The organism is Geobacillus sp. BK01, assembly GCF_052220245.1.
Taxonomy (GTDB): domain Bacteria; phylum Bacillota; class Bacilli; order Bacillales; family Anoxybacillaceae; genus Geobacillus.
In genome coordinates this window covers 155344-179694 of sequence record NZ_JBQPTH010000004.1, presented here as the reverse complement: position 1 = coordinate 179694, position 24351 = coordinate 155344, and the positions used below count along the sequence as shown (strand labels likewise).

Annotated in this window: 27 protein-coding genes; 6 read left to right on the top strand and 21 right to left on the bottom strand. The window is 51.5% G+C overall.

What is annotated here, in order from left to right; all coding sequences use genetic code 11:
* Positions 1-72: 72 nt before the first annotated feature.
* Both ACTVDO_RS06720 and ACTVDO_RS06715 read right to left on the bottom strand, forming a co-directional pair.
* Positions 73-1080, bottom strand: a complete 1008-nt coding sequence (locus tag ACTVDO_RS06720) for a CAP domain-containing protein (RefSeq protein WP_020959218.1) — start codon at positions 1078-1080, stop codon at positions 73-75.
* A 128-nt stretch (positions 1081-1208) separates the two neighbouring features.
* Entirely contained in the window at positions 1209-1634 is a 426-nt protein-coding gene (locus ACTVDO_RS06715) for a CBS domain-containing protein (protein WP_020959217.1), read from the bottom strand.
* Between the two features lie 175 nt (positions 1635-1809).
* Between ACTVDO_RS06715 and ACTVDO_RS06710 the strand changes: the two genes are divergently transcribed.
* Positions 1810-2169 (top strand): YugN family protein, encoded by a 360-nt coding sequence (locus ACTVDO_RS06710; RefSeq protein WP_020959216.1) that lies wholly within the window; start codon positions 1810-1812, stop codon positions 2167-2169.
* A gap of 37 nt (positions 2170-2206) precedes the next feature.
* Here the strand turns inward: ACTVDO_RS06710 and ACTVDO_RS06705 are convergent, their stop codons facing one another.
* The 8 genes from ACTVDO_RS06705 to cyoE form a co-directional block, all read right to left on the bottom strand.
* Positions 2207-2500, bottom strand: coding sequence for an Asp23/Gls24 family envelope stress response protein (locus ACTVDO_RS06705; protein ID WP_041267869.1), 294 nt, complete (start codon positions 2498-2500; stop codon positions 2207-2209).
* Positions 2501-2575: 75 nt separating this feature from the next.
* Complete coding sequence (locus ACTVDO_RS06700) at positions 2576-3031, bottom strand: DUF420 domain-containing protein (protein WP_020959214.1); 456 nt, start codon at positions 3029-3031, stop codon at positions 2576-2578.
* A gap of 47 nt (positions 3032-3078) precedes the next feature.
* Positions 3079-3981, bottom strand: a complete 903-nt coding sequence (gene ctaG / locus ACTVDO_RS06695) for a cytochrome c oxidase assembly factor CtaG (protein ID WP_020959213.1) — start codon at positions 3979-3981, stop codon at positions 3079-3081.
* A 106-nt stretch (positions 3982-4087) separates the two neighbouring features.
* Positions 4088-4420, bottom strand: coding sequence for a cytochrome c oxidase subunit IVB (ctaF, locus tag ACTVDO_RS06690; protein WP_020959212.1), 333 nt, complete (start codon positions 4418-4420; stop codon positions 4088-4090).
* A 4-nt stretch (positions 4421-4424) separates the two neighbouring features.
* A complete protein-coding gene (gene ctaE, locus ACTVDO_RS06685) occupies positions 4425-5045 on the bottom strand; it encodes a cytochrome c oxidase subunit III (RefSeq protein ID WP_020959211.1) in 621 nt (206 codons plus the stop codon).
* The gene (ctaD, locus tag ACTVDO_RS06680) at positions 5045-6916 is read right to left on the bottom strand and encodes a cytochrome c oxidase subunit I (RefSeq protein WP_020959210.1); all 1872 of its coding nucleotides are present in this window, start codon (positions 6914-6916) and stop codon (positions 5045-5047) included. Before ctaD ends, ctaE begins: the two co-directional genes overlap by 1 nt.
* Before the next feature lie 23 nt (positions 6917-6939).
* Complete coding sequence (coxB, locus tag ACTVDO_RS06675; RefSeq protein ID WP_020959209.1) at positions 6940-8010, bottom strand: cytochrome c oxidase subunit II; 1071 nt, start codon at positions 8008-8010, stop codon at positions 6940-6942.
* A 74-nt stretch (positions 8011-8084) separates the two neighbouring features.
* Complete coding sequence (cyoE, locus tag ACTVDO_RS06670; RefSeq protein WP_020959208.1) at positions 8085-9014, bottom strand: heme o synthase; 930 nt, start codon at positions 9012-9014, stop codon at positions 8085-8087.
* A 349-nt stretch (positions 9015-9363) separates the two neighbouring features.
* Between cyoE and ACTVDO_RS06665 the strand changes: the two genes are divergently transcribed.
* The gene (locus ACTVDO_RS06665; protein ID WP_071990872.1) at positions 9364-10374 is read left to right on the top strand and encodes a COX15/CtaA family protein; all 1011 of its coding nucleotides are present in this window, start codon (positions 9364-9366) and stop codon (positions 10372-10374) included.
* A gap of 125 nt (positions 10375-10499) precedes the next feature.
* Here the strand turns inward: ACTVDO_RS06665 and pyc are convergent, their stop codons facing one another.
* The 3 genes from pyc to ACTVDO_RS06650 all read right to left on the bottom strand — a co-directional run bounded on the left by pyc (position 10500) and on the right by ACTVDO_RS06650 (position 15622).
* Entirely contained in the window at positions 10500-13943 is a 3444-nt protein-coding gene (pyc, locus tag ACTVDO_RS06660; protein ID WP_020959206.1) for a pyruvate carboxylase, read from the bottom strand.
* A 58-nt stretch (positions 13944-14001) separates the two neighbouring features.
* Positions 14002-15213 carry an FtsW/RodA/SpoVE family cell cycle protein gene (locus ACTVDO_RS06655; RefSeq protein ID WP_442901236.1) on the bottom strand — a complete coding sequence of 404 codons (1212 nt, stop codon included), beginning with the start codon at positions 15211-15213 and terminating at the stop codon, positions 14002-14004.
* A 121-nt stretch (positions 15214-15334) separates the two neighbouring features.
* Positions 15335-15622, bottom strand: coding sequence for a YlaN family protein (locus ACTVDO_RS06650; protein WP_081206761.1), 288 nt, complete (start codon positions 15620-15622; stop codon positions 15335-15337).
* A gap of 164 nt (positions 15623-15786) precedes the next feature.
* Here ACTVDO_RS06650 and ACTVDO_RS06645 point away from each other — a divergent pair, with 164 nt between their 5' ends.
* The gene (locus ACTVDO_RS06645; RefSeq protein WP_442901235.1) at positions 15787-16293 is read left to right on the top strand and encodes a peptidyl-prolyl cis-trans isomerase; all 507 of its coding nucleotides are present in this window, start codon (positions 15787-15789) and stop codon (positions 16291-16293) included.
* A 95-nt stretch (positions 16294-16388) separates the two neighbouring features.
* On the opposite strand, the gene ACTVDO_RS06640 is transcribed toward ACTVDO_RS06645, so the two are convergent.
* Entirely contained in the window at positions 16389-17720 is a 1332-nt protein-coding gene (locus ACTVDO_RS06640) for a PhoH family protein (RefSeq protein WP_020959202.1), read from the bottom strand.
* Between the two features lie 134 nt (positions 17721-17854).
* Here ACTVDO_RS06640 and ACTVDO_RS06635 point away from each other — a divergent pair, with 134 nt between their 5' ends.
* Together ACTVDO_RS06635 and ACTVDO_RS06630 are read left to right on the top strand one after the other, a co-directional pair.
* Positions 17855-18448 (top strand): YhcN/YlaJ family sporulation lipoprotein, encoded by a 594-nt coding sequence (locus ACTVDO_RS06635; RefSeq protein WP_020959201.1) that lies wholly within the window; start codon positions 17855-17857, stop codon positions 18446-18448.
* A gap of 77 nt (positions 18449-18525) precedes the next feature.
* The gene (locus tag ACTVDO_RS06630) at positions 18526-18726 is read left to right on the top strand and encodes a YlaI family protein (RefSeq protein ID WP_020959200.1); all 201 of its coding nucleotides are present in this window, start codon (positions 18526-18528) and stop codon (positions 18724-18726) included.
* Positions 18727-18779: 53 nt separating this feature from the next.
* Here ACTVDO_RS06630 and ACTVDO_RS06625 read toward each other — a convergent pair whose 3' ends face one another.
* From ACTVDO_RS06625 to typA, 3 genes are all read right to left on the bottom strand, one after another.
* The gene (locus tag ACTVDO_RS06625) at positions 18780-19064 is read right to left on the bottom strand and encodes a hypothetical protein (RefSeq protein WP_020959199.1); all 285 of its coding nucleotides are present in this window, start codon (positions 19062-19064) and stop codon (positions 18780-18782) included.
* Between the two features lie 18 nt (positions 19065-19082).
* On the bottom strand, positions 19083-19391 hold the full coding sequence (locus tag ACTVDO_RS06620) for a YlaH-like family protein (protein ID WP_020959198.1): 309 nt from the start codon (positions 19389-19391) through the stop codon (positions 19083-19085).
* 130 nt (positions 19392-19521) lie between these two features.
* Complete coding sequence (gene typA, locus ACTVDO_RS06615) at positions 19522-21366, bottom strand: translational GTPase TypA (protein WP_020959197.1); 1845 nt, start codon at positions 21364-21366, stop codon at positions 19522-19524.
* Positions 21367-21484: 118 nt separating this feature from the next.
* Between typA and ACTVDO_RS06610 the strand changes: the two genes are divergently transcribed.
* Positions 21485-21658 (top strand): DUF5325 family protein, encoded by a 174-nt coding sequence (locus ACTVDO_RS06610; RefSeq protein ID WP_020959196.1) that lies wholly within the window; start codon positions 21485-21487, stop codon positions 21656-21658.
* Between the two features lie 90 nt (positions 21659-21748).
* Here the strand turns inward: ACTVDO_RS06610 and ACTVDO_RS06605 are convergent, their stop codons facing one another.
* From ACTVDO_RS06605 to ACTVDO_RS06590, 4 genes are all read right to left on the bottom strand, one after another.
* The gene (locus ACTVDO_RS06605; RefSeq protein ID WP_020959195.1) at positions 21749-22543 is read right to left on the bottom strand and encodes an inositol monophosphatase family protein; all 795 of its coding nucleotides are present in this window, start codon (positions 22541-22543) and stop codon (positions 21749-21751) included.
* A 100-nt stretch (positions 22544-22643) separates the two neighbouring features.
* Complete coding sequence (locus ACTVDO_RS06600) at positions 22644-22859, bottom strand: hypothetical protein (RefSeq protein WP_184319489.1); 216 nt, start codon at positions 22857-22859, stop codon at positions 22644-22646.
* 84 nt (positions 22860-22943) lie between these two features.
* Positions 22944-23252: a UPF0223 family protein gene (locus ACTVDO_RS06595; protein WP_020959193.1), complete on the bottom strand. Its 309-nt coding sequence runs from the start codon at positions 23250-23252 to the stop codon at positions 22944-22946.
* A gap of 16 nt (positions 23253-23268) precedes the next feature.
* Positions 23269-24228 (bottom strand): NAD(P)H-dependent flavin oxidoreductase, encoded by a 960-nt coding sequence (locus tag ACTVDO_RS06590; RefSeq protein ID WP_020959192.1) that lies wholly within the window; start codon positions 24226-24228, stop codon positions 23269-23271.
* Positions 24229-24351 lie beyond the last annotated feature (123 nt).

Sequence of the window (24351 nt, the reverse complement as noted above, 5' to 3'; positions counted from 1 at the left end):
TCATCCCTTTCATCCACTCATGCCTATCTGCCATATCATATCGCGCCCAACAGGCAAAGGTGCGCCCAATTTTTATAGCGGCGTCAAGAAGTTTTGCGTGTAATAATCGGCATAAACACCGACGCCAAGGTGAGTAAACTGTTCGTTCAGCATAATTTCCCGATGTTTCTCGCTGTTTAACCATCCGGCGGTCGCCTCCACACCGTCCACCTGATGGGCGGCGATATTTTCCCCGGCCAACTGGAAGGATACGTTCAGTGCGCTCAACCGTTTGGACAGATCACCGTATTGCGGCGACTCATGGGAGAAAAATCGGTGGTCATGCATATCCCGACTATGCTTGGCAGCGGCGGCGGCCGCTTTGTCATCCCAGATAAGAGGAGAAAGCCCATGGCGGCGGCGGATCAAATTCGTCCAGTCGAAAATTTGCTTCGCATTGGCTGCATCAACGTTTCGTTGCTCTTCTTCCGACAAGGAGGCAGCTGCAGGCAGACGGCCACGGTAAACAAGCTCGTACGGCCGCAGCTTTACAAACGTTTCAGCGTCCATGAGACGAACAGCTGCCACGCTGCCGGTGAACCGATCGATGTACAGCTGGGCATATACATCGCCGACTTTGACGACCGGTCTTGACGAGTAATCTTGTTCAGACAGCTCAAACCGGTACGTTCCGCTGTTTAGCTTAATTTCAATGTTGGATAGAACCGGCATCGTTTGAAAAATCGTTTGTAAGCGCTGGCCGACCGCAAATGGCTCGACATTCACCTTTTTCCCGCCGACCAAGGCAGTGACGATCCGACCTTCGAACACACCAATTTGCACATACGACTCGGGACGGCGGCTGTACACCCACCAATCATAGCCATAGGCGGACGGATCGATCCGATCCGGCGTACCGAGCTGTTTTGTCGCCTCTTGCGCCGGTTGGCCAATTAAGGCGACAATGCCGGCCGTCGCCTCCGGCTCTTTCAACACATAACCGTCTGTCTTCGGCTGCTCCGGAGGGCTCGGGGGCGGCGGACTCGGCGCAAAGTAATAAAATCCGATCAAGAATAACAAAAAAAGGAAAAACCATTTCACACCGCAACTCCCGCTTTCTACACAATATCCTTACTGCCATTATAGCCGTTTTTCAAAGACAAAAAAAAGAGGACGCCCAAAAAAGAGCGTCCGATCTCACGAAAAGAAGCCGTGCCCTGCCCACTTGGCTAATGGACCGTATGTTGTTCGGAAATCTCGCTCAGCGCACGGCCGGCGCTTTCATCAGAATAGCGGTTCGTCGCCAGGTCACCAAGCGCAACGATGCCGACTAAACGACCGTCTGCCACGACCGGGAGACGGCGAATTTGATGGCGCGCCATCAAATCTGCCGCTTTTTGCACCGAATCGTCCGGCGATACTGTTACAAGCTCGCGGCTCATCACCTCCGTCACCGCCGTCGAACCGGGGTGCTTTTCCGCGATGCCGCGCACGACTAAATCGCGGTCGGTAATCATGCCGACGAGGCGGCCATGATCGACAATCGGAATGGCGCCAACATTAAATTCACGCATTTTCACAGCTACTTCATACATGTTGTCGAGCGGGGTGCAATATTGCACATCCGTCGACATGACGTCCCGTACCGTTTGCATTGTCCGTCTCTCCTTTCTGCTTTTATTGTGTGTCAGCTGGCGAGAAAAAATGCAAGCAAAACGGAAACAATGGCAAACAATTCGTTGAAATGCAAACCGTTTTCGTACTATTATAAATGAGGGGATAATTTCCGTATTTGGCGCTTTCCATATTGTGTTGTTAGGAGGAAGAAACATGAAATTTGAAAATAGCGGCCTTGAAAATCAGACGGTTGAACTGTCCCGCCTTGATGACATCATGGCGCACCACGGTTTTGTGCGCGCGGCGCAGTGGGATTACGAGCGGGTCACGTACGATCGGAAATACGTGATTAAAGAAGGAACGTACTATTTGCGCGTTCAAGGGTACGCGATCGAAGGGGATGTCGGCTCGCGCTATGCGCTCATTAAACTGCTCACGCCGATTTTAGGAAAACATTACTATCCGCACGGTGTTGAATATGGCGAAGGTGAACATTTTCCGTCTTCTCTTGTCAGCCAATGCCAAAAAGTATTGGAGCAGGTCAAAAGCGAAATCGACAAGACGAAAGAGTAAAGAAAAAACGCATGAGAGCTCGTTTCTCATGCGTTTTTTACGGTGCGACAAGCCGCTTGACCGTCACGTCGACCGACTCGGCGCTGTATGGCGTCATCGCGGCGATCTCCTCGGCAATTTGCTGCTGCAGCTGCCGGCAGACGGCAAGCACCGGCGCCCCGTATCGGATGGACAGCTTCACCGTAATGTGGCACCCACCGCTCTGGGAGACCGTCACGAACACTTCGCAGTCATCCGGCACAACCTCTTCCCACTCGCACACACACATCATGACAACCGTCAGCAGCGTCGCTTCCACAGCGCTCCGCTTCCGGTATCGAAACGTATTCACCGCATTCTCCCCCCGCTGCATTTTCTCCCCTTATATTATGCTATGCGGCGCCGGGAGCCGGCGTTACTTTGCCGACTAAAAGCCCAATACCGCTTTAATGAGCGAAGTCGTCTGTCCCCCCGGGTAAAGCACATAAAGCAGCCAATAGACAACAGCACCGGTTGAGGCACTGCCAAACCAAATGATGCTTGCCACCGGACCGAGACGGCGATGACGGGATCGCTTGTCTTTTAATCCGGTCCAAATGGTCACAAGCCCAAACACCGCCCCGACCGTCGCTAAAACAATATGGAAAATGAGAAATACGGTATAATACACTTTGACGTCTTCTGGTCCGCCAAAGCTCGTATTGCCAATAAACAACGTCCGCGACATATAAATGATAAAAAACAAAAGCGCAAAGGCGGCAGCGGCTAACATCACCTTTTTATGTGCCTCCGTCCGCTTGCGGCTGATCAAGTACCAGCCGTAAGCGACCAGCAAGGCGCTGATCACAATACAACTCGTGCTGATCGTCGGTAAAATCGCCATGGCTTCTCTCCCTTTCCTACGCTTATCTATTGGTAGTAAATGGCGCTCTACAGTTTAGTCGGCCGCGGTGCCATATCCATGCTCGGTTCTTTTTCCCGTTCTTTCCGATACCACTCGCTAAAAATAAAGAACAGCATAATCCCGTACACAATTTCTTGAATAATTTTCATCAATACCCCGCCAAGCTGCTGATCATGAAGCGGGGACATCGACAAAAACATTTGCGGTCCGGTCAAGTCAAGCGAAGCCAGTATTCCCGGCGGCACGCAAAGCGCCAAGCTGGTCATCCATGCTTCCGGATCCGTGTACGTCTTATAGAGCGGGGTGCCGGCAAAGATAATGAGCGCACAAGCCGGCGTAAGCAGCATGCCGTCGGCAAAAATATAACCCATTTTTTTTAGTCCTGATAATGCCGTCCATCCGGAAAGTTTATTCACGAGCGGCCACCACATGAAAAAGGCCGCAACGAAAATGGCCGTTGTAACAAAAGCATGCAAAAACATATTTGTTTTCACAACGTCAAAAATCATTGGAACATGGTACAAGGAAAATAAACCGTTAAACAAAAGCAATGACACGATCGGTTTTGTCAACAGCTGAAACGAACGGCGCACCGCTGCAATCCGGAATATCCGCTCATAAAACGGCTCCGGAATCCCTAAAATCAAACATTGCGGCACAGTTAAGTAAAGCAGCGCCATTTGCACCATATGGGCGGTAAACGTCAAATGGCCCAGTAAATCAAGGGGGGAACCTTTGCATACGTAAAGAAGGGCGATTCCTGTCAAAAAGTACGCTTTTTGCTTTCTCGAAACAGGGGCATCGAGGCCAAACCGCTGCCGCCACGGTCCGGTAGCTCCGAGGTACAACAAGACAACAGTCACTAATGCCAACAGAAAAAACGGACTCCAAAGCGCCACTGGACCAAACATTTGCAGCGATTGAAACATATGAATCCCTCCTGCTTTGTCCTTTTCTCATTATACTACATGCAGCAGCACAAGGGCCATCAAAAAGGGGAAACCGGTATGTGCACCGATTCCCCCCGCTGTCTGTTTACCACCAAATGACCGTCGAAAACGCCCAAACGAGAACTAACATGACAAGCACGCCGCCATACATAAATAGCGCTGGAAATTCATGTCCCTTATGGCTCATATGCATGAAATAGTACAACTGAAACGCCACTTGCACGCCGGCTAAAAGCAAAATAAATGGAATGACAAACCAATGGGAAAACTCTTCGTAGCCGACCGCAGCAAAAGCGATCAATGTCAACAAAATCATCAACACGAAAGCAATGACTTGGTGGCGCATTTCTTCGGCATTTTTCCGGCGGCGGTACATTAAGTCGATGCGCTCATTTCCTGAATTCGTTTGGTTCGCCATACGTTCACCCCACCATTCCCATTAAATATACAACGGTAAAAATGAACACCCAGACGACGTCAATGAAATGCCAGTAAAGGCTCGCAACATAAAATTTCGGAGCGTTGTATAAGTTTAACCCACGCTTTGCATTGCGAATCATGAGCGTTAAAATCCAAAACAGCCCAAACGTCACGTGTGCACCGTGTGTGCCAACAAGCGTGTAAAATGCAGATGCAAAGGCGCTTGCCGTAAACTTATGGCCTTCGTGAACATACTCATAAAACTCGTAAATTTCCAAAGCCAAAAACCCCGCGCCAAGCAGGACGGTAATGCCGAACCAAAGCTGCATTTTTTTAAAGTCAAAGTTTTTCATATGGTAAATGGCATACACACTCGTCAAACTACTCGTTAACAGGAGCATTGTCATCATAAACACGAGCGGCATTTGGAACAGCTCTTCGGCGGAAGGACCGCCGTTTGTTTTGTCTTTGAGCGCCAAATAGGTGGCGAAGAGAGAGGCGAACAGCACCGTCTCTCCGCCTAAAAACAGCCAGAAGCCGAGAAATTTATTTTTTCCCTCAAGGGTGGCGCGTTCCGGTGCAGCCGGGAACGTCTCGGCCGTCAACTTTTCCTCGACATGCATCAAGCGTTCGCCTCCTTCTTCTCAAACTCAAGCACTTCTTCTTTATGGATATGGAAACCGTGGTCATCGATGATCGAGCGCAAGAACATCGCGCCAAACGTAATGAGCAAGCCGATGATGCCTACCGGCAGGCCCCAGGCAGTTTCTTGATGATACGTAAAGCCGAAGGCAGCGATAAACAAGCCGAACGACATGACGAACGGCAAGAACGATGGATTCGGCATATGGATGTCGCCAAGCGGCTCGGCCGGCGTCAATTCTTTTTTGCCTTCCATTTTTTCAACCCATAAGGCATCGAGTCCACGGACGAGCGGCGTTTGCGCAAAGTTGTACACCGGCGGCGGCGAAGAGACTGCCCATTCGAGCGTGCGGCCGTCGCCCCACGCATCTCCCGCTGCCTTTTCGCCTTTTGCTGTCGTAATCACAATGTTAATAAGTAAAATAACCGTCGCGGCTGCCATAAAGAACGCTCCGACCGTGCTGATCAAGTTGCCGGTCTCCCACCCTTGGTTCGGCAAATACGTGAACACACGGCGCGGCATTCCTGTTAAACCAAGGAAATGCTGGATAAAGAACGTCAAATGGAAGCCGATAAAGAACAGCCAGAATGTAATTTTGCCAAGCGTCTCGTTCAGCATGCGGCCAAACATTTTCGGCCACCAATAGTGCGTACCGGCAAGCAGGGCAAACACAACCCCGCCGACAATGACGTAATGGAAGTGCGCCACGACGAAATAACTGTCATGGTATTGGTAGTCAGCGGCAGCCGATGCGAGCATGACACCTGTGACCCCGCCCATGACGAACGACGGAATAAACGCTACTGCATAATACATCGGCGTCGTAAACTGAATGCTTCCGCCCCACATCGTAAACAGCCAGTTGAAAATTTTAATCCCCGTCGGAACCGCAATCGCCATTGTCGCAACGGCAAAGATCGCATTCGCAATCGGCCCCATCCCAACTGTAAACATATGGTGTGCCCATACCATGAATCCGAAAAAGGCGATGAGCACCGTCGCAAACACCATCGACGAATAGCCGAACAGGCGCTTGCGCGAGAATGTGGCAAAAATCTCCGAGAAAATACCGAACGCCGGCAAGATCAAAATATAGACTTCCGGATGGCCAAACACCCAGAACAAGTGCTCCCAAATGATCGTGTTGCCACCGGCAGCCGGGTTGAAGAAGTTGCCGCCAAACAACCGATCCATCATTAGGAAAATCAACGCCACGGTCAACGGCGGGAACGCAAACAAAATAAGCGCCGAAGCCACAAACGTCGCCCAAGTGAACATCGGCATGCGCATAAACGTCATGCCAGGGGCACGCATATTGATGATGGTAACAAGAAAGTTAATACCTGCTATCAATGTACCAAAACCAGAAATTTGCAATCCAAGCGTATAAAAGTCAACACCGTGATGCGCCTTTGAATCAAGCGCCAACGACGCATACGACGTCCAGCCAGCGTCAGGCGCGCCGCCTAAAAACCACGAACAGTTTAAAAACAAACCGCCGAAGAAAAAGAGCCAAAATCCGAGCGCGTTCAAAAACGGGAACGCGACATCGCGCGCGCCGATTTGAATCGGCACAACTGCATTCATAAACGCGAAAAGAAGCGGCATGGCAGCCAAGAAAATCATCGTCGTCCCGTGCATCGTCAGCACTTCGTTATACAAGCCGCCGACGAGAAAATCGCTGTTCGGCTTAGCAAGCTGAATACGGATGAACAACGCTTCGAGACCGCCGAGCAGGAAGAAAAACCCACCGGCAATTAAGTACAGATGGGCGATTTTTTTATGGTCGACCGTTGTCAGGTAATCCCATAAAACGGCACCGACACCCTTTTTGCGAGCGATCGTACTCACAGTGAAACCTCCTTATTTATGCCTTATTCCACTTTCAAGCTCATTAAATATTTTGTTAATGCATCAAGCTGCTCTTCCGTCAGTTGGCCATATGTACCTGTCATTTTATTTCCAGGTTTTACGCCTTCAGGATCTTTCAACCATCTTTTTAAGTTTTCTTCATTGTGTTCTAAAATGCCGGCAATGGTTTCCCGATCCGCAAAATTCGCCAAGTTCGGCGCTGTCCGCGCTTGTTCCGGACGCTGATCGACTGGCGATACAGCATGGCAGCCAATACAGCTCTTATTGAAAATGGCCTCCCCTTGTTTGGCGACTGGATCTGTCACAACCGGCTTTTTCGCATTTTGCATTTTTTCTACCCATGCGTCAAACTCTGCGCGCGGCAGTGGACGCACTTTGAAATCCATCAGCGCATGGGACGGACCGCAAAGCTCGGCGCATTTGCCGTAAAAGATGCCGCCTGCTTTGTCTGTCGCTTCTTGGTCAAAGACAAGCCAGAACTGGTTTTTGTTGTCTGTATTTGTATCCATCTTGCCTCCGACCGCCGGAATCCAGAACGAGTGTTTGACGTCTGACGCAATCAAGTTAAAATAGACTTTTTCGTCCGTCGGCACAACCAAATCTTGGCTTGTAATAATGCCGTAATCCGGATATTCAAACTCCCACCAGTACAAGTTGGCCCGCACGTTGACCACAACCGTATCTTTATCGCGGTTTTTGTCATTCATCGGCTTGACATCCGCCAGCTTAAACGTCGCCGATACCGTCGGCACCGCCAAAATCAGCAAGAGGATAATCGGAATGACAGTCCAAATGATTTCCAGCTTATGGCTTCCTTCCACTTGCTTCGGAATTTTATTTTCCTCTCCCTTACGCCGCCGGAAGCGGATGACAACATAGACGAAAATGATCGCCACAACGACAATGACAAGCACCATGATCGCCGTGCTCAACAACATGAGCGAGTACTGCATCTCCGCTACTTCGCCGGCAGGCTGGAGCGTCGACAAAAACGGCTTGCCGCAGCCGGCGAGCAACAGCGCCATCATCCCAAACAGGGAAAATAAGCGCCAGTTCCGTAGCCCTTTGTTCATAGCCTAATCAAACCCCTCTTTCTTTGTTCTGAAATATATATAAATTCTTTCGTGGAGAAAGAATTTTAACCTGTTCACCAAAGCGTAGCGATGACCATCGCCACGAACAAAATCGTCAAATAGTTGAGCGAGTAGACAAACATCCACTTCGCCCACTTGATGTCGTCTTTCATTTTCAACCCCCATAATCCGAGCAACAGCCAGCCGACGTTTAGCAGCGTCGCCACTGTTAAAAACGGAACGCCAAGCGGAAACAAATAAAACGGCAACGGCAACAAACAAGCCACCCAGACGATGATTTGCCGCTTCGTCATGGCAAAACCGTGGACGACCGGCAGCATCGGGATGCCGGCGGCGCGATACTCTTCACACCGCTTCATCGCCAAGGCCAAAAAGTGAGGCGGTTGCCATAAAAACATGATTAAAAACAAGACAAGCGGAACAATATGGAAATCCGAATCGACCGCCGTCCAACCGATCACCGGCGGCACGGCGCCGGAAATGCTGCCGACGACGGTGTTCAGCGTATAGTTGCGCTTCGTCCAAAGCGTATACAGGAACACGTACGTCACCATGCCAATCAGCCCGACAACCGCAGCCGTAACCGTTGTCATAAGCAAGCTCATCGTCCCGACGGCAACAAGCGTCACCCCAAGCCAAAGCACCCGTCGCGGCTCCATTGCCCCTGTCACCGTCGGTCTCCCCTTCGTCCGCTCCATATGCTGGTCAATGTCGCGGTCGATAAAGTTATTGATGCTGCATGAGCCGGCAATGACGAGCGCTGCGCCAAACAGCGTAAAAAACACAAGATGCAAATTCTCCAAAAAGTGTTCCCCGGTAAAATAAAACGCCAGCCACATTCCGGCAAACGTCGTGATCAAGTTGGAATTGACGATCCCGATTTTTACAACCGACGACAATTCCTTCCAAAGTGCCTTTATGCTTGCCTGCGGGCGATGCCCGGCATCGGCCGCGGCCCCATGCACCGCTTTCAAATCGGCCATTTCTCCTGCTCCTCCTCGCCGCGCCGCCCATGATGAGACAGCGCCGTCATATTGCCTGAAATTCCATCCAATGCGAATGCGAAAATAAAGAATAAAATAGGGTTGTTTTCTCTTTATATTAAATCACATTTTTTTCTCATCATGTGAACTTTTTTTGAATAATTTGTGTCAAATTTTCGAATCCCCAAGACCGAAAACGGTTTATACGCTTGTCCCATTAATATTTCTAGCAAACTTAACCGACTTATTCAATATGCAAACGTCATTTTGTGTTTCCTGGCGTCATCGTGTAAAATAGACTTGACTTGAATGCGCCATTGACAGCGCTAAACTCCATCACTTTACTAATATGGACAAAATCATAATTTCTCAATACAAGAAGGTGAAGATTTTGCAACGTCCGTTACATTCATTAAAGTGGTTTGCATGCGTAACGACATTGGCGATGCTGTTTGTACTGATCGGGGGAGCGCTTGTGACGAAAACCGGCTCCAGCTTAGGATGCGGCCGGTCGTGGCCGCTGTGTAACGGCCAGTGGCTACCGGATGATATTACGCCGGAATTGGTCATTGAGCTGAGCCATCGACTCGTTTCCGGGCTTGCCGGCATTATGGTGCTTATCCTTTCCATTTGGGCGTGGCGGGCCGTCGGCCATGTGCGGGAAACGAAGTTTTTGGCTGTCGTCTCATTTGTCTTTCTTGTCGTGCAAGGGCTGATCGGCGCCGCTGCTGTCGTCTGGGGGCAGTCTGATTTTGTGCTGGCCTTGCATTTTGGCATTTCGCTCATCTCGTTTGCCGCCGTGTTGCTGCTGACGCTGCTCATTTTTGAAGCGGACAAAACCATTTCCGCCGCTTCACTCACGCTTCGCAGACCCATGCGCTTTCATATTTATGGGATCATTATTTACTCGTACATCGTCGTCTATACCGGGGCGCTCGTCCGCCATACGAACGCCAGCCTTGCCTGCCCAAGCTGGCCGCTATGCGCCAAAACGCGTCTTTTCCCGGTACAGTTTCACGAGTGGGTACAAATGGGCCATCGGCTCGCGGCAGGGCTGATCGTCATCTGGATTGCCATCGCGGCACTGCATGCCGCCCGCCATTACCGCAGCCAGCCGGTCATTTATTACGGGTGGATCATCGCTTTTCTTCTCGTCCTTGCCCAAATGGCGACCGGAGCGCTCGTTGTGTTCACACAGCTGAATTTATATGTGGCCCTAGCGCACGCCTTTTTCATCTCGTGCTTATTTGGGGTGCTCAGCTACTTGTTGCTGTTGGCGCTCCGCACCCGCCGCAATCCGGCTCAATCCGTCAGCCGCCCGGTTGGAGAAACAGCGCCGGCTGCATTAAAATACCGATAATCGCCTTTTAAAAGTCGGCATAAAAAGAGACAAGTCCTACAAGACCGTTTTTCTTTCCACAAAATGTTGCCACCGTTTTATTAGAAAAGGTGTCTCCACCGTTCTGGAGACACCTTCTCTTTTCTTTATTTTGACAATTCGATCAGCAAGTCACCCGCTTGAATAGCATCGCCGCTTTTCACATAAATGTCTTTCACAATGCCGGCAAACGGCGCCTGCACCGTCGTTTCCATTTTCATCGCTTCCGTGACCATCAAATGGTCGCCTTTATCTACTTTCTCCCCTTTTTCGACGAGCACCTTCACAACCGTACCTGGCATCGTCGCTGCAATATGGTTCGGATTCGTCCGGTCCGCCTTAATGCGTTCAGCAACCGCTGCTTTGATGCTTTCGTCGCGGATGATGACTTCGCGCGGCTGACCGTTCAGCTCGAAGTAGACGACGCGCGTGCCGTCCGCCTGCGGTTGGCCGATCGACACGAGCTTCACAATCAACGTTTTTCCGCGCTCGATTTCCACTTCGATTTCCTCGCCAAGGCGCATGCCATACAAAAACGTCGGGGTATCAAGCACGGATACATCACCGTATTTTTCCACCGTTTCTGCGTACTCCAAAAATACTTTTGGATAAAGAGCATAGGCAATCGCATCAAAGTCAGTCACTTCACGGCCAAGCTTATCATACAGTTCCCGCTTGATCTGCTCGAAATCAACCGGTTCAAACAGTTCGCCCGGGCGGACGGTGATCGGCTCGCGCCCTTTCAAAATAATGCGTTGCAGCTCTTTCGGGAATCCGCCGTGCGGCTGGCCTAAATAACCTTCGAAAAACTCCACGACCGAATCCGGGAAGTTGAGCGTTTCGCCCCGTTCAAAAATGTCCTGCTCCGTCAAACCGTTTTGCACCATGTACAGCGCCATATCGCCGACAACTTTCGACGATGGTGTCACTTTGACGATATCACCGAACAAGTCGTTCACACGGCGATACATTTCTTTCACTTCATCCCAGCGGTCTCCAAGGCCGACCGCTTTCGCCTGCTGCTGCAAATTGCTGTACTGGCCGCCTGGCATCTCATGCATGTATACTTCCGTATGCGGCGCATTCATGCCGCTCTCAAACTCTTGGTAAAACTTGCGCACATCTTCCCAATAGCGCGCCAGCTGCTCAAGGCCATAAATATCGGCTTCCGGAGCCCGCTCCGTTCCTTCCAACGCATAATAGAGCGTGTTGGCGCTCGGCTGCGACGTCAAGCCGGCCATCGAGCTGATGGCGACATCGACAATATCGACGCCCGCCTCGATTGCCTTGGCGTACGTGTAAATGCCGTTGCCGCTCGTATCGTGCGTATGCAAATGAATCGGAATATCGACCGTTTCCTTGAGTGCGGAAATGAGCACGTACGCCGCCTGCGGCTTCAAAAGCCCCGCCATATCTTTAATGCCCAAAATGTGCGCCCCAGCCTGCTCAAGCTCTTTCGCCAGCGCCTTATAATAGTCCAAATTGTATTTCGGCCGGTTCGGGTCTAAAATATCGCCGGTGTAGCAAATGGCGGCCTCGGCGATTTTGCCGCTTTGCCGGACGGCATCAATTGCCACCGTCATCCCTTTCACCCAGTTTAAGCTGTCGAAAATGCGGAAGACGTCAATGCCGGCATGGGCCGATTTGTCGACAAACTCGCGGATGACGTTGTCCGGATAGTTTTTATAGCCGACAGCGTTGGCCGAGCGAAGCAACATTTGGAACAACACGTTCGGAATGCGCTCGCGCAGCTTCAAAAGCCGATCCCACGGATCCTCTTTTAAAAAGCGGTACGCCACGTCAAACGTCGCCCCGCCCCACATTTCAAGCGAAAACAAGTTCGGCAATAGGCGCGCCGTCGGTTCGGCAATATGCAACAAATCAGTCGTGCGCACGCGCGTTGCCAACAGCGACTGATGGGCGTCGCGGAACGTCGTATCGGTGAGCAGAACGCGCGGCTGTTCTTGAACCCAACGAACGAGCCCCTCAGGGCCGCGCTCATCTAAAATTTGCTTCGTTCCGGGCGGAATCGGTTCCGTATGGCCTACTCTCGGCACGCGCGGCTTGTCAAACACCGGCTTTTTCTTTTTCCCGATGCCTGGAAAGCCGTTGACCGTGACCGTGCCGATGTAAGTAAGCATTTTCGTCCCGCGGTCTTTCCGGCGCGGGAACACAAACAGCTCCGGCGTCGTGTCAATGAACGATGTATCATATTCCCCCGACAAAAATTTTGGATGCTGGACGACATTTTCCAAAAACGGAATGTTCGTTTTAATGCCGCGGATGCGGAATTCGCGCAAGTTGCGCAGCATTTTTCTTGCCGCCTGCTCAAACGTCAGCGCCCATGTCGACAACTTGACGAGCAAGGAATCGTAATACGGCGTAATGACCGCCCCTTGGAAGCCGTTCCCGGCGTCCAAGCGCACGCCAAAGCCGCCGCCCGAGCGGTACGCCATAATTTTCCCGGTATCCGGCATAAAGTTGTTGAGCGGATCTTCGGTCGTCACCCGTGACTGAATGGCATAACCGTTAATGCGAATGTCTTCCTGCTTCGGGATGCCGACCTCATGGCTGTGAAGCGAAAAGCCGTCGGCAATTAAAATTTGCGACTGGACGATATCAATGCCAGTAATCATTTCGGTGATCGTATGCTCGACTTGGATGCGCGGATTCACTTCGATAAAATAAAACTCATCACCCGAAACGAGAAACTCGACCGTTCCGGCGTTAACGTAACCGACGCTTCTCATGAGTTGGACTGCCGCCTCGCAAATGCGCTGGCGCAGCTCGTCCGACAGCGAAACGCTCGGCGCGACTTCGACGACTTTTTGATGGCGGCGCTGCACCGAGCAGTCACGTTCATAAAGATGAACGATGTTTCCTTCGCAATCCCCTAAAATTTGCACTTCAATGTGCTTTGGCTTTTCGATCAACTTTTCGACATAGACGTCGTCGCTTCCAAATGCTGCCTTCGCTTCTGATTTGGCGCGTTCGAACGCTTCTTTCACTTCCGACTTTGAGCGGACGATGCGCATGCCGCGTCCGCCGCCGCCAAGCGCCGCTTTAATGATGAGCGGATAGCCGTGCGCCTCGGCAAAGCGGACGACATCTTCAAGGCCGCCGACCGGCCCATCGCTGCCCGGAATGACGGGAATGCCCGCGTTCACCGCCGCATGGCGCGCTTTTACTTTGTCACCAAACATATCAAGATGATCTTCGTTCGGGCCGATAAAAATAATTCCTTCTTCGCGGCACCGTTTGGCAAATTGAATATTTTCCGACAAAAACCCATATCCCGGATGAATAGCATCAACATCGTGGGTTTTGGCAATCTCAATAATTCCTTCAATATCCAGATACGCTTCAATCGGCTTTTTCCCTTCGCCGATTAAATACGCTTCATCTGCTTTATAACGGTGGTACGAACCGGCATCTTCCTTCGAGTAAATGGCCACGGTGCGGATGCCAAGTTCTGTGCAGGCGCGGAAGACACGGATGGCGATCTCCCCGCGATTGGCTACGAGTACTTTGCGAATTCGTCTTGTCCTCATCGTCTCTCCTCCTTTCTAATTAAACTATAAAAATTTTTCTATTTTGTAAATACACTTTCTAAAAAGTCAGACCTTTTTTCTGCCCGCCAGCGGCTAGTTTTTCGCCTTTTTTATACCGTTGTTCGTACTTTGTAAACATGGAAATATTGACGAGCAAGCCAAGTGAGGCCATCATCAGGACGAGCGATGTCCCCCCGTAGCTGACGAGCGGCAGCGGCACCCCGGTGATTGGAATGAGCCCTGTCACTCCACCGACGTTAATAAACGTTTGAAAGCCGATCATGACGGAAATGCCGATGGCGAGCAAGCTGCCGAACGCATCGGCAGAACGGCGGGCGATCCATAACCCGCGCAGCACGATAAACGAAAGCAACCCAAGCGTGAACATCACGCCAAACAACCCGAGCTCCTCGGCAATAACCGCCATAATAAAATCCGTGTGCGATTCCGGTAGGTAGCCGTATTTTTGCACGCCCTTTCCAAGGCCGAGCCCTTTCAACCCGCCAAGCCCGATCGCCAAGTACGAGTTGACAAGCTGGTAGCCGTCACTGCTCGCGTATTGAAACGGGTCTAAATAGCTATAAAGGCGCGACATCCGTTCATCGGAAAAAATGTTTTCACCTACAGCCGGAAACCAAAACGGCGACAGCACCGCCCCAATGAGGGTAAAAAAGAGCAGTTGCTTTAGGAGCAAAATGAGGCGCAACCCGGATGAAACGATGATGCACATCGCGATGAAAAACACAATCGCCGCCGTGCCAAAGTCCGGCTGGATGGCGATTAAAAAACAAATAAACAGCGTGTAATAAATCGGGAACAAATTGCTTTTCACCGGCTCAGCCAACCGTTTCTGCTTATTGGCAAACGCCGCCGACAAGTACAGGATCAAGCCGAGCTTCGCCAGCTCCGCCGGTTGGACGGACAGCGCCCCGACGCGAAACCAGCTTGTGGCGTTGTTGGCCGTATGGCCGAGAAAGGCGACCGCAACAAGCATCAATGGGGAAGCAAAAAACACGAGTTTCACCCATCGTTCTTTCCGCCACAGTTTATACGGGATCATAGCCATGACAGCGAAGGCGACCAACGCAGCGATCAGCCCTCGCTTTTGCCGTTCGTAAAAATAGTCGCTCGGCACTTCAAAGCGGATGACAGCGGTGACCATGCTCGAACTGTACACCATAATCAATCCGAACAACGACAGCATAACGACCGCGGTCACAAGCGGATAATCATAGCATTTCAGCACTTTCTTCCACAATTGTCGTTCCATCTTCCCTCTTCCCCATTTACACATATGTACATAAATCATTCGCAGCGACGCACCGTTTTCCTGCCGAAAAACAGAAAAACTCAAACGACGGCAGGCCAATCGTTTGAGTTGCCATGTATGGTTATCGTACGCGCTTTTTCGTTACTGCCTCATGCAACGCGGAGAGCTCACGCTCGAGCCGGTCAAGGAGCGCCTTCCCGTCTTTTGCCTCGACAAGGCCGAGGCGCACCGCAAAATCAATTTCTCGCGACAAGCCGAACATTTGCGTGTCCAACACTTCTTCATACAACGGGCATTGCGGCATCGTCAAATGGTCCATTTGCACGCGGATGAGCTGAATAATTTTTTCCGCATCCGCTTGCAAAAGCGCGTACGCCTTTTCCCGATAGCTCATCGATCCGTCCGTCACATCGATCCCTCCGTTCTCTCCCCTATCCTTCTTTCAATCTTAACGTGAAACAAGCCATTTTGCAAGTTGAAACAGTTGACAGCCAAACGGCTTGGAACATGACAAACCTTTCATTTATTATTATACTAAAAACAGCGGGAAAATGCAGAGGAGAGGATGTTTTGATGAGCGATATTATGATGCTGACTGGAAAAGTAAAGTTCACGATCACGCTCGACCCCGGCGTGTGGATTTTTGACGACCGAAAAATCGATTTGGACACGTATTTTTCGCAACCGAAACCGGAAGTGATAGAAACGGACCAAGAGGAAGAGGAAATCAAAAAATGGTCGGCTTTTTGGGACCGGGAAATTCAGGAAGGCGCCGTTTTTCCGCCGACGTTGAAAACAGAGCGGCGCTTTTTAAAGGAGAAAATCATCACCGGTTCGTTCGGCATGCCGTTTGCCCCGTTTTTGCGAAACGCCGAACCGCATGAAGACGCTTCCGAACTCGTCATTGCAGCCGAAAACGGAGAAACTGTCATTCCACTGGAGAAAGCGTATGACCTGATTTTCGCCTTTTCGAAAAACGGAAAACCGCTGCGTGATGACGGCCCGGTGCATATTTATTTCGGCGACGGCTCGAACCGCGAAACGCCGATTACCCATGTGCGCCAGCTGATCGTCCGCTGACCGGGCCGCCCCTTTCACGGGGCGCCCGGTTTTTGACTCGTTTTCGGGCGCTGTCAGGCCTCGAGCGTTTCGGGCAGCTATGCTCGAAAGCGGGGCTACAGCAAATCGGCGGCGAGCTGGGCGAGCGCCGATCGCTCTCCCTTAATGAGTCGGATATGGCCGGCAATTTTTTGGTCTTTAAATTTTTCGACCACATAGGTCAAGCCGTTGTTATATTCGTCCAAATACGGGTGGTCGATTTGCTCCGGGTCGCCCATTAAAATAATTTTGCTTTTTTCGCCAACGCGCGTTAAAATCGTCTTCACTTCATGCTTCGTTAAATTTTGCGCCTCATCGATAATAATAAACTGTTCCGGCAAACTGCGGCCGCGAATGTAGGTGAGCGCCTCCACTTCGATCGAGCTCATGCCGGCTAAAATGGCGTCCAGCTCCCCCGGTTTTTTCGTGTTAAACAAATATTCCAAGTTATCAAAAATCGGCTGCATCCACGGGCGCAGCTTTTCTTCTTTTTCCCCCGGCAAAAAGCCGAGGTCTTTTCCCATCGGAACAATCGGCCGGGCGACGAGCAGTTTTTTATACGTGCGCAAATCCTCGGTTTGCATCAGTCCGGCGGCAAGCGCGAGCAATGTTTTTCCGGTTCCGGCTTTGCCGATTAACGTCACGAGCGGAATGTCATCGCGCATGAGCAGCTCACACGCCATCGTTTGCTGCACATTGCGCGGGCGTATGCCCCATATATGCTCATAATGAAAAACGAGCTTTTTCACTTTTTTTCCGTTTTGGTCGACGATGCCGATCGCCGAGGCCGAACTGCCGAACGCATCTTTCATAATAATGAACTGGTTCGGATAAAACGGATGGTCGGTAATATCGGCCAGCACAAGTTCCCCCTTCTCGTAAAAGCGCTGCAGGTGATCTTTTCCTATGTACAGCTCCAAAAACCCGGTGTAAATATGGTCGACGTCAACGACGCGGTCGCTTAAAAAGTCCTCGGCCTGCAGCCCGATCGCATCAGCTTTGACGCGCACGAGCGCATCTTTGCTCACTAAAATGACCGAACGGCCGTTTTCTTTCGCCTGTTCCTCGAGCGATAAATTTTTTGCTACGGCCAAAATACGGTTATCATTCGTCTTTTCGACAAAAATTTCCTGAAGTTGGTGGAAGGAGCGGTGGTTCAGTTCAATGCGCAGCACCCCGCCGTTTTCGAGCAAGATTTTCTCGTGCAGCTTGCCGTTTTCACGCAGGCGGTCGATCAGCTTCGACACTTGGCGGGCGTTTCTCCCGACTTCATCCATATACCGTTTTTTCGAATCCACTTCCTCCAACACGACAGCCGGGATGACGACCTCGTTGTCTTCGAATGAAAAGATCGAATACGGGTCTTGCAGGAGTACGTTCGTATCGAGCACATAGATTTTCTTTCCCAAATTCCGCTTCCCCCTATATCCGTTTTTCACCTTCTACACCGGATGGGAATGGCTGTGGTATAGCATATGAAAAAATGTATAAAGATAGAAGGATATTTGCAAAATAAAGTAAAAAAAGTCGAGGTGAGCAGATGATGAAGAGAAACTGCTGGTTGGCCGTTTTGTGCCTTCTCCTTTTAAGCGGGTGCAACATCGGAAATGATCATGAAGCGGGCGAATCGAACCGCTCGCTCGTGCGCGTAAAAAATACCGTCGATGAGCAGGTGGAAAACAAATCTGGGCAGGAAATCGCCCGCCGATTGGCGGAAATCGCCAATCGCGTCCCGAACGTCCATGACGCGGCAGCCATCGTCGTCGGCAAGTACGCGATCGTCGGCATTGACATCGGCGCTAACGTTGATGCTTCGCGCGTCGGCACGATCAAATATTCAGTCGCCGAGGCGCTGCAAAAAGATCCGTATGGGGCCAATGCGATTATCGTCGCTGATCCGGATCTTTACACCCGCGTGCGCAACATCGGTCAGCAAATTGATGACGGCCGTCCGGTGCGAGCATTTATGGACGAAATTGCCGACATCGTCGGGCGGGTGATGCCGGAAGTGCCAAGCGACTTATTTGAAACGACGCCCGAACCGACCGAGGAAAATGACGGGCAACTGAATAGGCGGGAAGAACGACAACTGAACGAACGCCAAGAAAAACAGTCGAACGAACATTTAAATCGCTAAACGATTCCGGTGCGGCTATGGTATAATGGAACGGGAGAACAGCCCGCAATTCCGCTTTCTATTTACTGAGGTGAACAATGAGAGTTAAATGCGTGCTTTGCGAACAAATCGGTACGATTGATGATGAGTCACCGCTCGCCAAACGGCTGCGCAACCGCCCGATCCATACGTACATGTGCCGCCAATGTCATGACCGCATTGCCGAAAAAACAAAGCAGCGGCTGGCGACGGGAAAATTCCGTTTCTACCGCGGCGTCCACGTCGATGATGACTGGTAATGACAAAAAGACGGCACGGAAAGGCGACCGCTTTTCCGTGCCGTTTTTCACGGCTACGAACCATACTTTTCCGGCTCGGCCTCAATTTGCCGCCACATCGCTTCGGCCAACTCCACGGGGAAATAGGCCGACTTTTTTTCCCCTCCGCGCACATATTCGACAACGTATTGCCCGTTCGCTTCGTCTTTAGCTGCATTCACCGCCGTCACGCCAAAATCGCTTTCCAGAATGGCGAGAAAAAACGACGCCGTTTCGTGCGCCGCCGCATCGTGCGGGCGGGCAGCAGCGACAAGGTGAATCGTCAACCAATTGTAAAGGGCCTCTTGAACCGATTTCATCACGCCACCGCCTTCTGTCTATGGCCTTTCCTCTTGTTTCGCCTGCTTGAGGCGAATTTTGTAAATGATTAATACGAGAGCAGCAACCGCCAATCCTTCCGCTACCGGCAAAAAAACGGCGAAAAACGTTAAAATCGTGCAACCGAGCGCAAGCAATGTATAAATGATGACATTTTTTAACATCGGTAGGCGGCGGGCAAACCCAAGCTGATACACAAGCGCGGAAAGCAACAACACGGTGACATAAAGCAGCCACATGCCGCGCTCAGGATTGTCGTGCACGTTATAAAGTGAAGCGAAAAACGTCAGCCGTTCGAACACATTCACAATGTTCCCTCCCCATTCCTCCGAATGGCCTGCCAAAACCTAGGCCATTTCGGATTTCTTGAGCGCCAGGCACTGCAGTCGGCAGCTATGCATACGTCCGCTCCCCTTGCTTTAGGAAGGCCGTTGCCGGTTATTTCGCCTGTTGGGCGGCTTTCTTTTTCTTCTCCGCCTTTTCGCGCTCATTTTTGTTTAAGATTTTTTTGCGCAACCGGATCGATGTTGGCGTCACTTCACAATATTCATCGTCATTTAAATACTCGAGCGCTTCTTCAAGCGTCAAAAGGCGCGGCTTTTTCATCGTCACCGTCTGCTCTTTCGTTGAAGAACGCACATTCGTAATGTGTTTTTCGCGGCAAATGTTAACAACAAGGTCATTTTCTCGATTATGCTCGCCAACGATCATCCCTTCGTACACTTCCGTACCCGGTTCAACAAAAATCGTGCCGCGATCTTCTAGCTGCATGATGCTGTACGCCGTCGCTTTACCGGTTTCCATCGAGACGAGCACCCCTTGGCGGCGGCCGCCGATCACACCAGGCTGCACCGGGGCGTAATGGTCAAACGAGTGGTTTAAAATGCCATACCCGCGCGTCAACGACATAAACTCGCTCCGGTAGCCGATCAAGCCGCGTGACGGGACGAGGAAGACAAGGCGCACTTGCCCATTGCCGCCGTGCACCATATCAGCAAGCTCCCCTTTGCGGCTGCCGAGCGATTCCATAATGGCCCCGGTATATTGTTCAGGAACATCGATTACAACCCGCTCAATCGGCTCACATAGGGCCCCGTTCATCTCCTTTAAGATGACCTCGGGCTTCGATACTTGCAATTCGTATCCTTCGCGGCGCATATTTTCGATTAAAATGGCTAAATGGAGCTCTCCGCGGCCGGAAACGACCCACGCATCCGGCGATTCGGTCGGCTCGACGCGCAAGCTGACATCAGTTTCGAGCTGCGTGCGCAGCCGCTCCTCCAACTTTCTCGCCGTCACATATTTGCCTTCGCGCCCGGCAAACGGGCTGTTGTTGACCAAAAACGTCATTTTCAATGTCGGCTCATCAATATGAAGCGGCGGCAGCGGTTCTTGATGGTCAGGCGGGCACACCGTTTCGCCGACGTTAATATCTTCCATCCCCGCAACAGCAACGATGTCGCCGGCATGGGCTTCTTCAATCTCGATCCGCTTTAGACCGATAAAGCCGAACAGCTTCGTGACGCGGAACAGTTTCACCGTACCATCGCGTTTCATCAAGGCGACTTGCTGGCCGGTTTTCATCGTGCCGCGGAAAATGCGGCCGATGCCGATGCGACCCACATAGTCATTATAATCGAGCAGCGCCACCTGGAATTGCAATGGCTCATCGCGGTTGTCAGCCGGCGCCGGAATATGGCCGATGATCGTCTCAAACAGGGCCGTCATGTCGCCATTCTGCCGGTCCGGATCAAGGCTTGCTGTTCCACGCAGCGCCGACGTATACACAACTGGAAACTCGAGTTGCTCCTCGGAAGCGCCAAGCTCGATAAATAAATCGATGACTTCATCGACAACTTCCGCGGGGCGGGCAAATTCGCGGTCGATTTTGTTGACGACGACGATCGGCACAAGTTGCTGCTCAAGCGCTTTTTTGAGCACGAACCGCGTTTGCGGCATACAGCCTTCGTAGGCGTCGACGACGAGCAACACGCCATCGACAAGGCGCATAATCCGCTCAACCTCCCCGCCGAAATCGGCATGTCCCGGCGTATCCAAAATGTTAATGCGCGTTCCTTTATACAAAACCGCTGTGTTTTTCGCTAAAATCGTAATGCCGCGCTCGCGCTCCAAATCGTTGCGATCAAGGGCTCGCTCCTCGACTTGTTCGTTTTCACGAAACGTTCCTGACTGCCGAAGCAACTGGTCGACGAGTGTTGTTTTTCCGTGGTCGACGTGAGCGATAATCGCAATATTGCGCAAATCTAATCGTTTATCCGTCAATGTTGGTCACTCCTATTGGGCAAACTGCTTGTCTATTATATCACACCTATAGAAAATCAGCATATTTTCCGGTAAACTAAAAAAAGATGTCCTATTTTGCCGGAAAGGAGTCAAGCGGATGAAACGCATCGAGCCTGTGCCCCTGTTGCTCGCCATTCTCGCCGTTGCCGCTATTATAGCGATCGGCGTTTTCATCGCCGAACAAAGCGCAATCGGCATCGCCGCCTCGATACTCATGTTTATTGCCATTATGGGCGCCGGATTTGCCCGTAAAAAACGGACACGTTCATAAAAAGGACAAGCCTCCCGGCTTGTCCTTTTTGACTTCAACCATTCTTCCTGCAGTTGTTCTTGCGGAAGCCATTCCGGACCCACTCTGTTGTCAGTGCTGGAGGTAGCGCTGCAAAATTTCTTCATGCACGCCCGGCTTGGCGGCAAGCACCGAATTGCGGCTGAGCAGATCGAGCGGCTTTCCGTCGAGATTCGTCACGATCCCGCCTGCCTCTTGGATTAAAATCATCCCACCGGCAAAATCCCACGGCGACAGACGCGGCGAAATGTAGGCATCCAAGCGGCCGGCGGCAACATAGGCGAGCTCAAGCGCCGCCGATCCATACGAGCGCGTGCCGCGCGCCGCTTTGGCCAGCCGCACGAGCGGGCGGTGGTCGAGGCGCCGGTTTTCCATCAGCCATGTTGCGTTGACAGCGATGACCGATTCCGCGACCGCTACCGGCTGCAGGCGGTCAAGCGGTTTGCCATTGAAAAACAATCCCCGCCCTTTTTGCGCCGAGTACAGCTCGCCAAAGACGACGTCATACACATAGCCAAGCTGACCAATCCCATCCTCAAAAATGCCGATCGATACGGCAAAATGACGCTGTTGATGGACAAAATTCATCGTTCCGTCAATCGGGTCAATCACCCAGACGATCCCATCCAATACGGCGAGCTCGTCACCGAACCCTTCTTCGCCCAATAAATGATGACCGGGAAACTGGCGGCGGATCTGTTCGGCCAAAAACTGTTCAATGCCGCGGTCGACGTTTGTTACTAAATCGTTGCGGCTTTCTTTCGTTTCGACGGTCAATTGTTCGGTAAACGAGGCGCGAATGCGCCGTCCAGCTTCTTCAATCCATTGCCGGGCATAGTGGTCGATCTCTTCCCATTTCCCTGCCATGTCGATTCCTCCTGCTTTCGTTATGTATGCAGTTGCTGGAAAGGGGTGGGCACCGCTCAAGAAAAAAACGAACCGCAAAGATGGTTCGCCTTAAAAATGGTCATACTTGAAGGCGCATCAGTTCTTGGCGCAGCTTTTCAAGCCGCCGTTTGCATTCTCTTTTCTTTTCTTCATCGTTTTCCATCATAGCCTCATACAACGTCGCCAATTCATAATCAAGTTCGAGCCGCAACACCGCCATGCGTTTGTCCCCATCTGGCCGTTTCAGCGAATTGGCGGTTTTTTTCATCTCCGTCCGCACCCCTTTCCATATCATCCGCTAAACTTCCGGCGCCCTTTACCGAATGTGCTGCTTCGTTTTGTTTTATATTATATTATGTGGAAAAAGGGGTGTATGCAACTAATTTGTGCGTTTACCTACCGCGTTTCGACCGCTTGGCTCGATGCGGATCCAGTCGCCGTTTTTCGCTTCCTTCACCTGCTTCATGACCGTGTACGACGAATAGCCGCTTTCCTTTTCAAATTCGGCGTACAAACGGTTTTCCTCACTTTTGGACGGAACGATCTCTTTAAAGCGGCGGTAGACGTCCATCAGTTCTTCGCGCTTCATCCCGCGTTCATACGCCGTTTCGATCGCCGTAAAAAACTTAATGACATCAATGATTTCTTGCGTCGACCAATCGTAACAAAACGGATACGAATAACCCATTGTTTCACCTCCGCCGTTAGTTTGCCCAGCGGCGTCGAATTTGTTCCGCCTCGCCGATCATGCGGGCAAACAGCTCGGCAACGGATGGAACATCACGGATAAGCCCAATCGCCTGCCCGGCCCAGGCAAATCCTTCATCCACCTTTCCTTCGTAAATAAAGCGTTGGTTCGCCTCTCCGCTAATATATTCTTTCAAATCGTCATACGTGCCGCCTTGTTGCTCAATTTCCAATATTTTCTCTGTCCACTTGTTGGCAATCGCCCGTCCCGGCGCTCCGAGCGATCGTTTAATGACCACCGTATCGTTCTCGCTGGCGTTTACGATCATGTCTTTGTATATCGGATGGGCGTGAACGCATTCTTTTGTGGCGATAAACCGCGTCCCCATTTCGATTCCTTCCGCCCCGAGCGCCAGCGCGGCCATCAGGCCTCGTCCATCCGCGATCCCGCCCGAGGCGATGACCGGAATCGATACCGAGTCGACGACTTTCGGAATGAGGACGAATGTGCCGGTGTCATATTTGCCAAGATGTCCGCCTCCCTCCTGGCCGACAACCATCACCGCATCGGCGCCAAGCTCCTCCGCTTTCACCGCCTGGCGGACAGCCGCAACAAGCACCAATGTTTTGACGCCCGTTCCCTTTAGTTGCTCAAAAAACGGCGCCGGGTTGCCGCCGGTGACCGAAACAACCGGCACGCCCTCGTCAAGCGCGGCCTCCAGCATGTGGGCAAACGGGCGGCCATGTTGACCGATGGCGAAATTGACGCCAAACGGCCGGTCAGTTTTTTCTTTCACTTTGCGAATTTCTTCGCGCAGCCGCTCCGGACTTTCAAGCGACATCGCCGTAATTTGCCCGAGGCCGCCTGCATTCGAGACAGCGGCAGCCAAATCGGCGTACGCCAAGTAAGCCAATCCCCCTTGAATCACTGGGTATGTAATGCCGAGCAATTCTGTCACCCTCGTTTTCCATTCCATCACGTTATGCCTCCTTTTTTGTTTTCTCCTTCTTTATATTTCTTGTTTCCATCGCGGTTTTCCTTTTTCCGCGTGACATTCATTTCTTCTTTGCAAACGAAAAAATAAATGCTATAATGCATT

Excerpts from the sequence above, each read along its gene's own strand:
- coxB (WP_020959209.1), bottom strand. The coding sequence starts at position 8,010 with ATGAACAAAGGGCTACGGAACTGGCGCTTATTTTCCCTGTTTGGGATG.
- ACTVDO_RS06630 (WP_020959200.1), top strand. The coding sequence starts at position 18,526 with ATGAGAGTTAAATGCGTGCTTTGCGAACAAATCGGTACGATTGATGAT.
- ACTVDO_RS06715 (WP_020959217.1), bottom strand. The coding sequence starts at position 1,634 with ATGCAAACGGTACGGGACGTCATGTCGACGGATGTGCAATATTGCACC.
- ACTVDO_RS06605 (WP_020959195.1), bottom strand. The coding sequence starts at position 22,543 with ATGGCAGGGAAATGGGAAGAGATCGACCACTATGCCCGGCAATGGATT.
- ACTVDO_RS06665 (WP_071990872.1), top strand. The coding sequence starts at position 9,364 with ATGGACAAAATCATAATTTCTCAATACAAGAAGGTGAAGATTTTGCAA.
- ACTVDO_RS06655 (WP_442901236.1), bottom strand. The coding sequence starts at position 15,213 with ATGGAACGACAATTGTGGAAGAAAGTGCTGAAATGCTATGATTATCCG.
- ACTVDO_RS06645 (WP_442901235.1), top strand. The coding sequence starts at position 15,787 with ATGAGCGATATTATGATGCTGACTGGAAAAGTAAAGTTCACGATCACG.
- ACTVDO_RS06610 (WP_020959196.1), top strand. The coding sequence starts at position 21,485 with ATGAAACGCATCGAGCCTGTGCCCCTGTTGCTCGCCATTCTCGCCGTT.
- ACTVDO_RS06600 (WP_184319489.1), bottom strand. The coding sequence starts at position 22,859 with ATGATATGGAAAGGGGTGCGGACGGAGATGAAAAAAACCGCCAATTCG.
- ACTVDO_RS06625 (WP_020959199.1), bottom strand. The coding sequence starts at position 19,064 with ATGAAATCGGTTCAAGAGGCCCTTTACAATTGGTTGACGATTCACCTT.
- ctaG (WP_020959213.1), bottom strand. The coding sequence starts at position 3,981 with ATGTTTCAATCGCTGCAAATGTTTGGTCCAGTGGCGCTTTGGAGTCCG.
- cyoE (WP_020959208.1), bottom strand. The coding sequence starts at position 9,014 with ATGGCCGATTTGAAAGCGGTGCATGGGGCCGCGGCCGATGCCGGGCAT.
- ctaF (WP_020959212.1), bottom strand. The coding sequence starts at position 4,420 with ATGGCGAACCAAACGAATTCAGGAAATGAGCGCATCGACTTAATGTAC.
- pyc (WP_020959206.1), bottom strand. The coding sequence starts at position 13,943 with ATGAGGACAAGACGAATTCGCAAAGTACTCGTAGCCAATCGCGGGGAG.
- ctaE (WP_020959211.1), bottom strand. The coding sequence starts at position 5,045 with ATGCATGTCGAGGAAAAGTTGACGGCCGAGACGTTCCCGGCTGCACCG.
- ACTVDO_RS06710 (WP_020959216.1), top strand. The coding sequence starts at position 1,810 with ATGAAATTTGAAAATAGCGGCCTTGAAAATCAGACGGTTGAACTGTCC.
- ACTVDO_RS06595 (WP_020959193.1), bottom strand. The coding sequence starts at position 23,252 with ATGGGTTATTCGTATCCGTTTTGTTACGATTGGTCGACGCAAGAAATC.
- ACTVDO_RS06700 (WP_020959214.1), bottom strand. The coding sequence starts at position 3,031 with ATGGCGATTTTACCGACGATCAGCACGAGTTGTATTGTGATCAGCGCC.
- ACTVDO_RS06635 (WP_020959201.1), top strand. The coding sequence starts at position 17,855 with ATGAAGAGAAACTGCTGGTTGGCCGTTTTGTGCCTTCTCCTTTTAAGC.
- ACTVDO_RS06590 (WP_020959192.1), bottom strand. The coding sequence starts at position 24,228 with ATGGAATGGAAAACGAGGGTGACAGAATTGCTCGGCATTACATACCCA.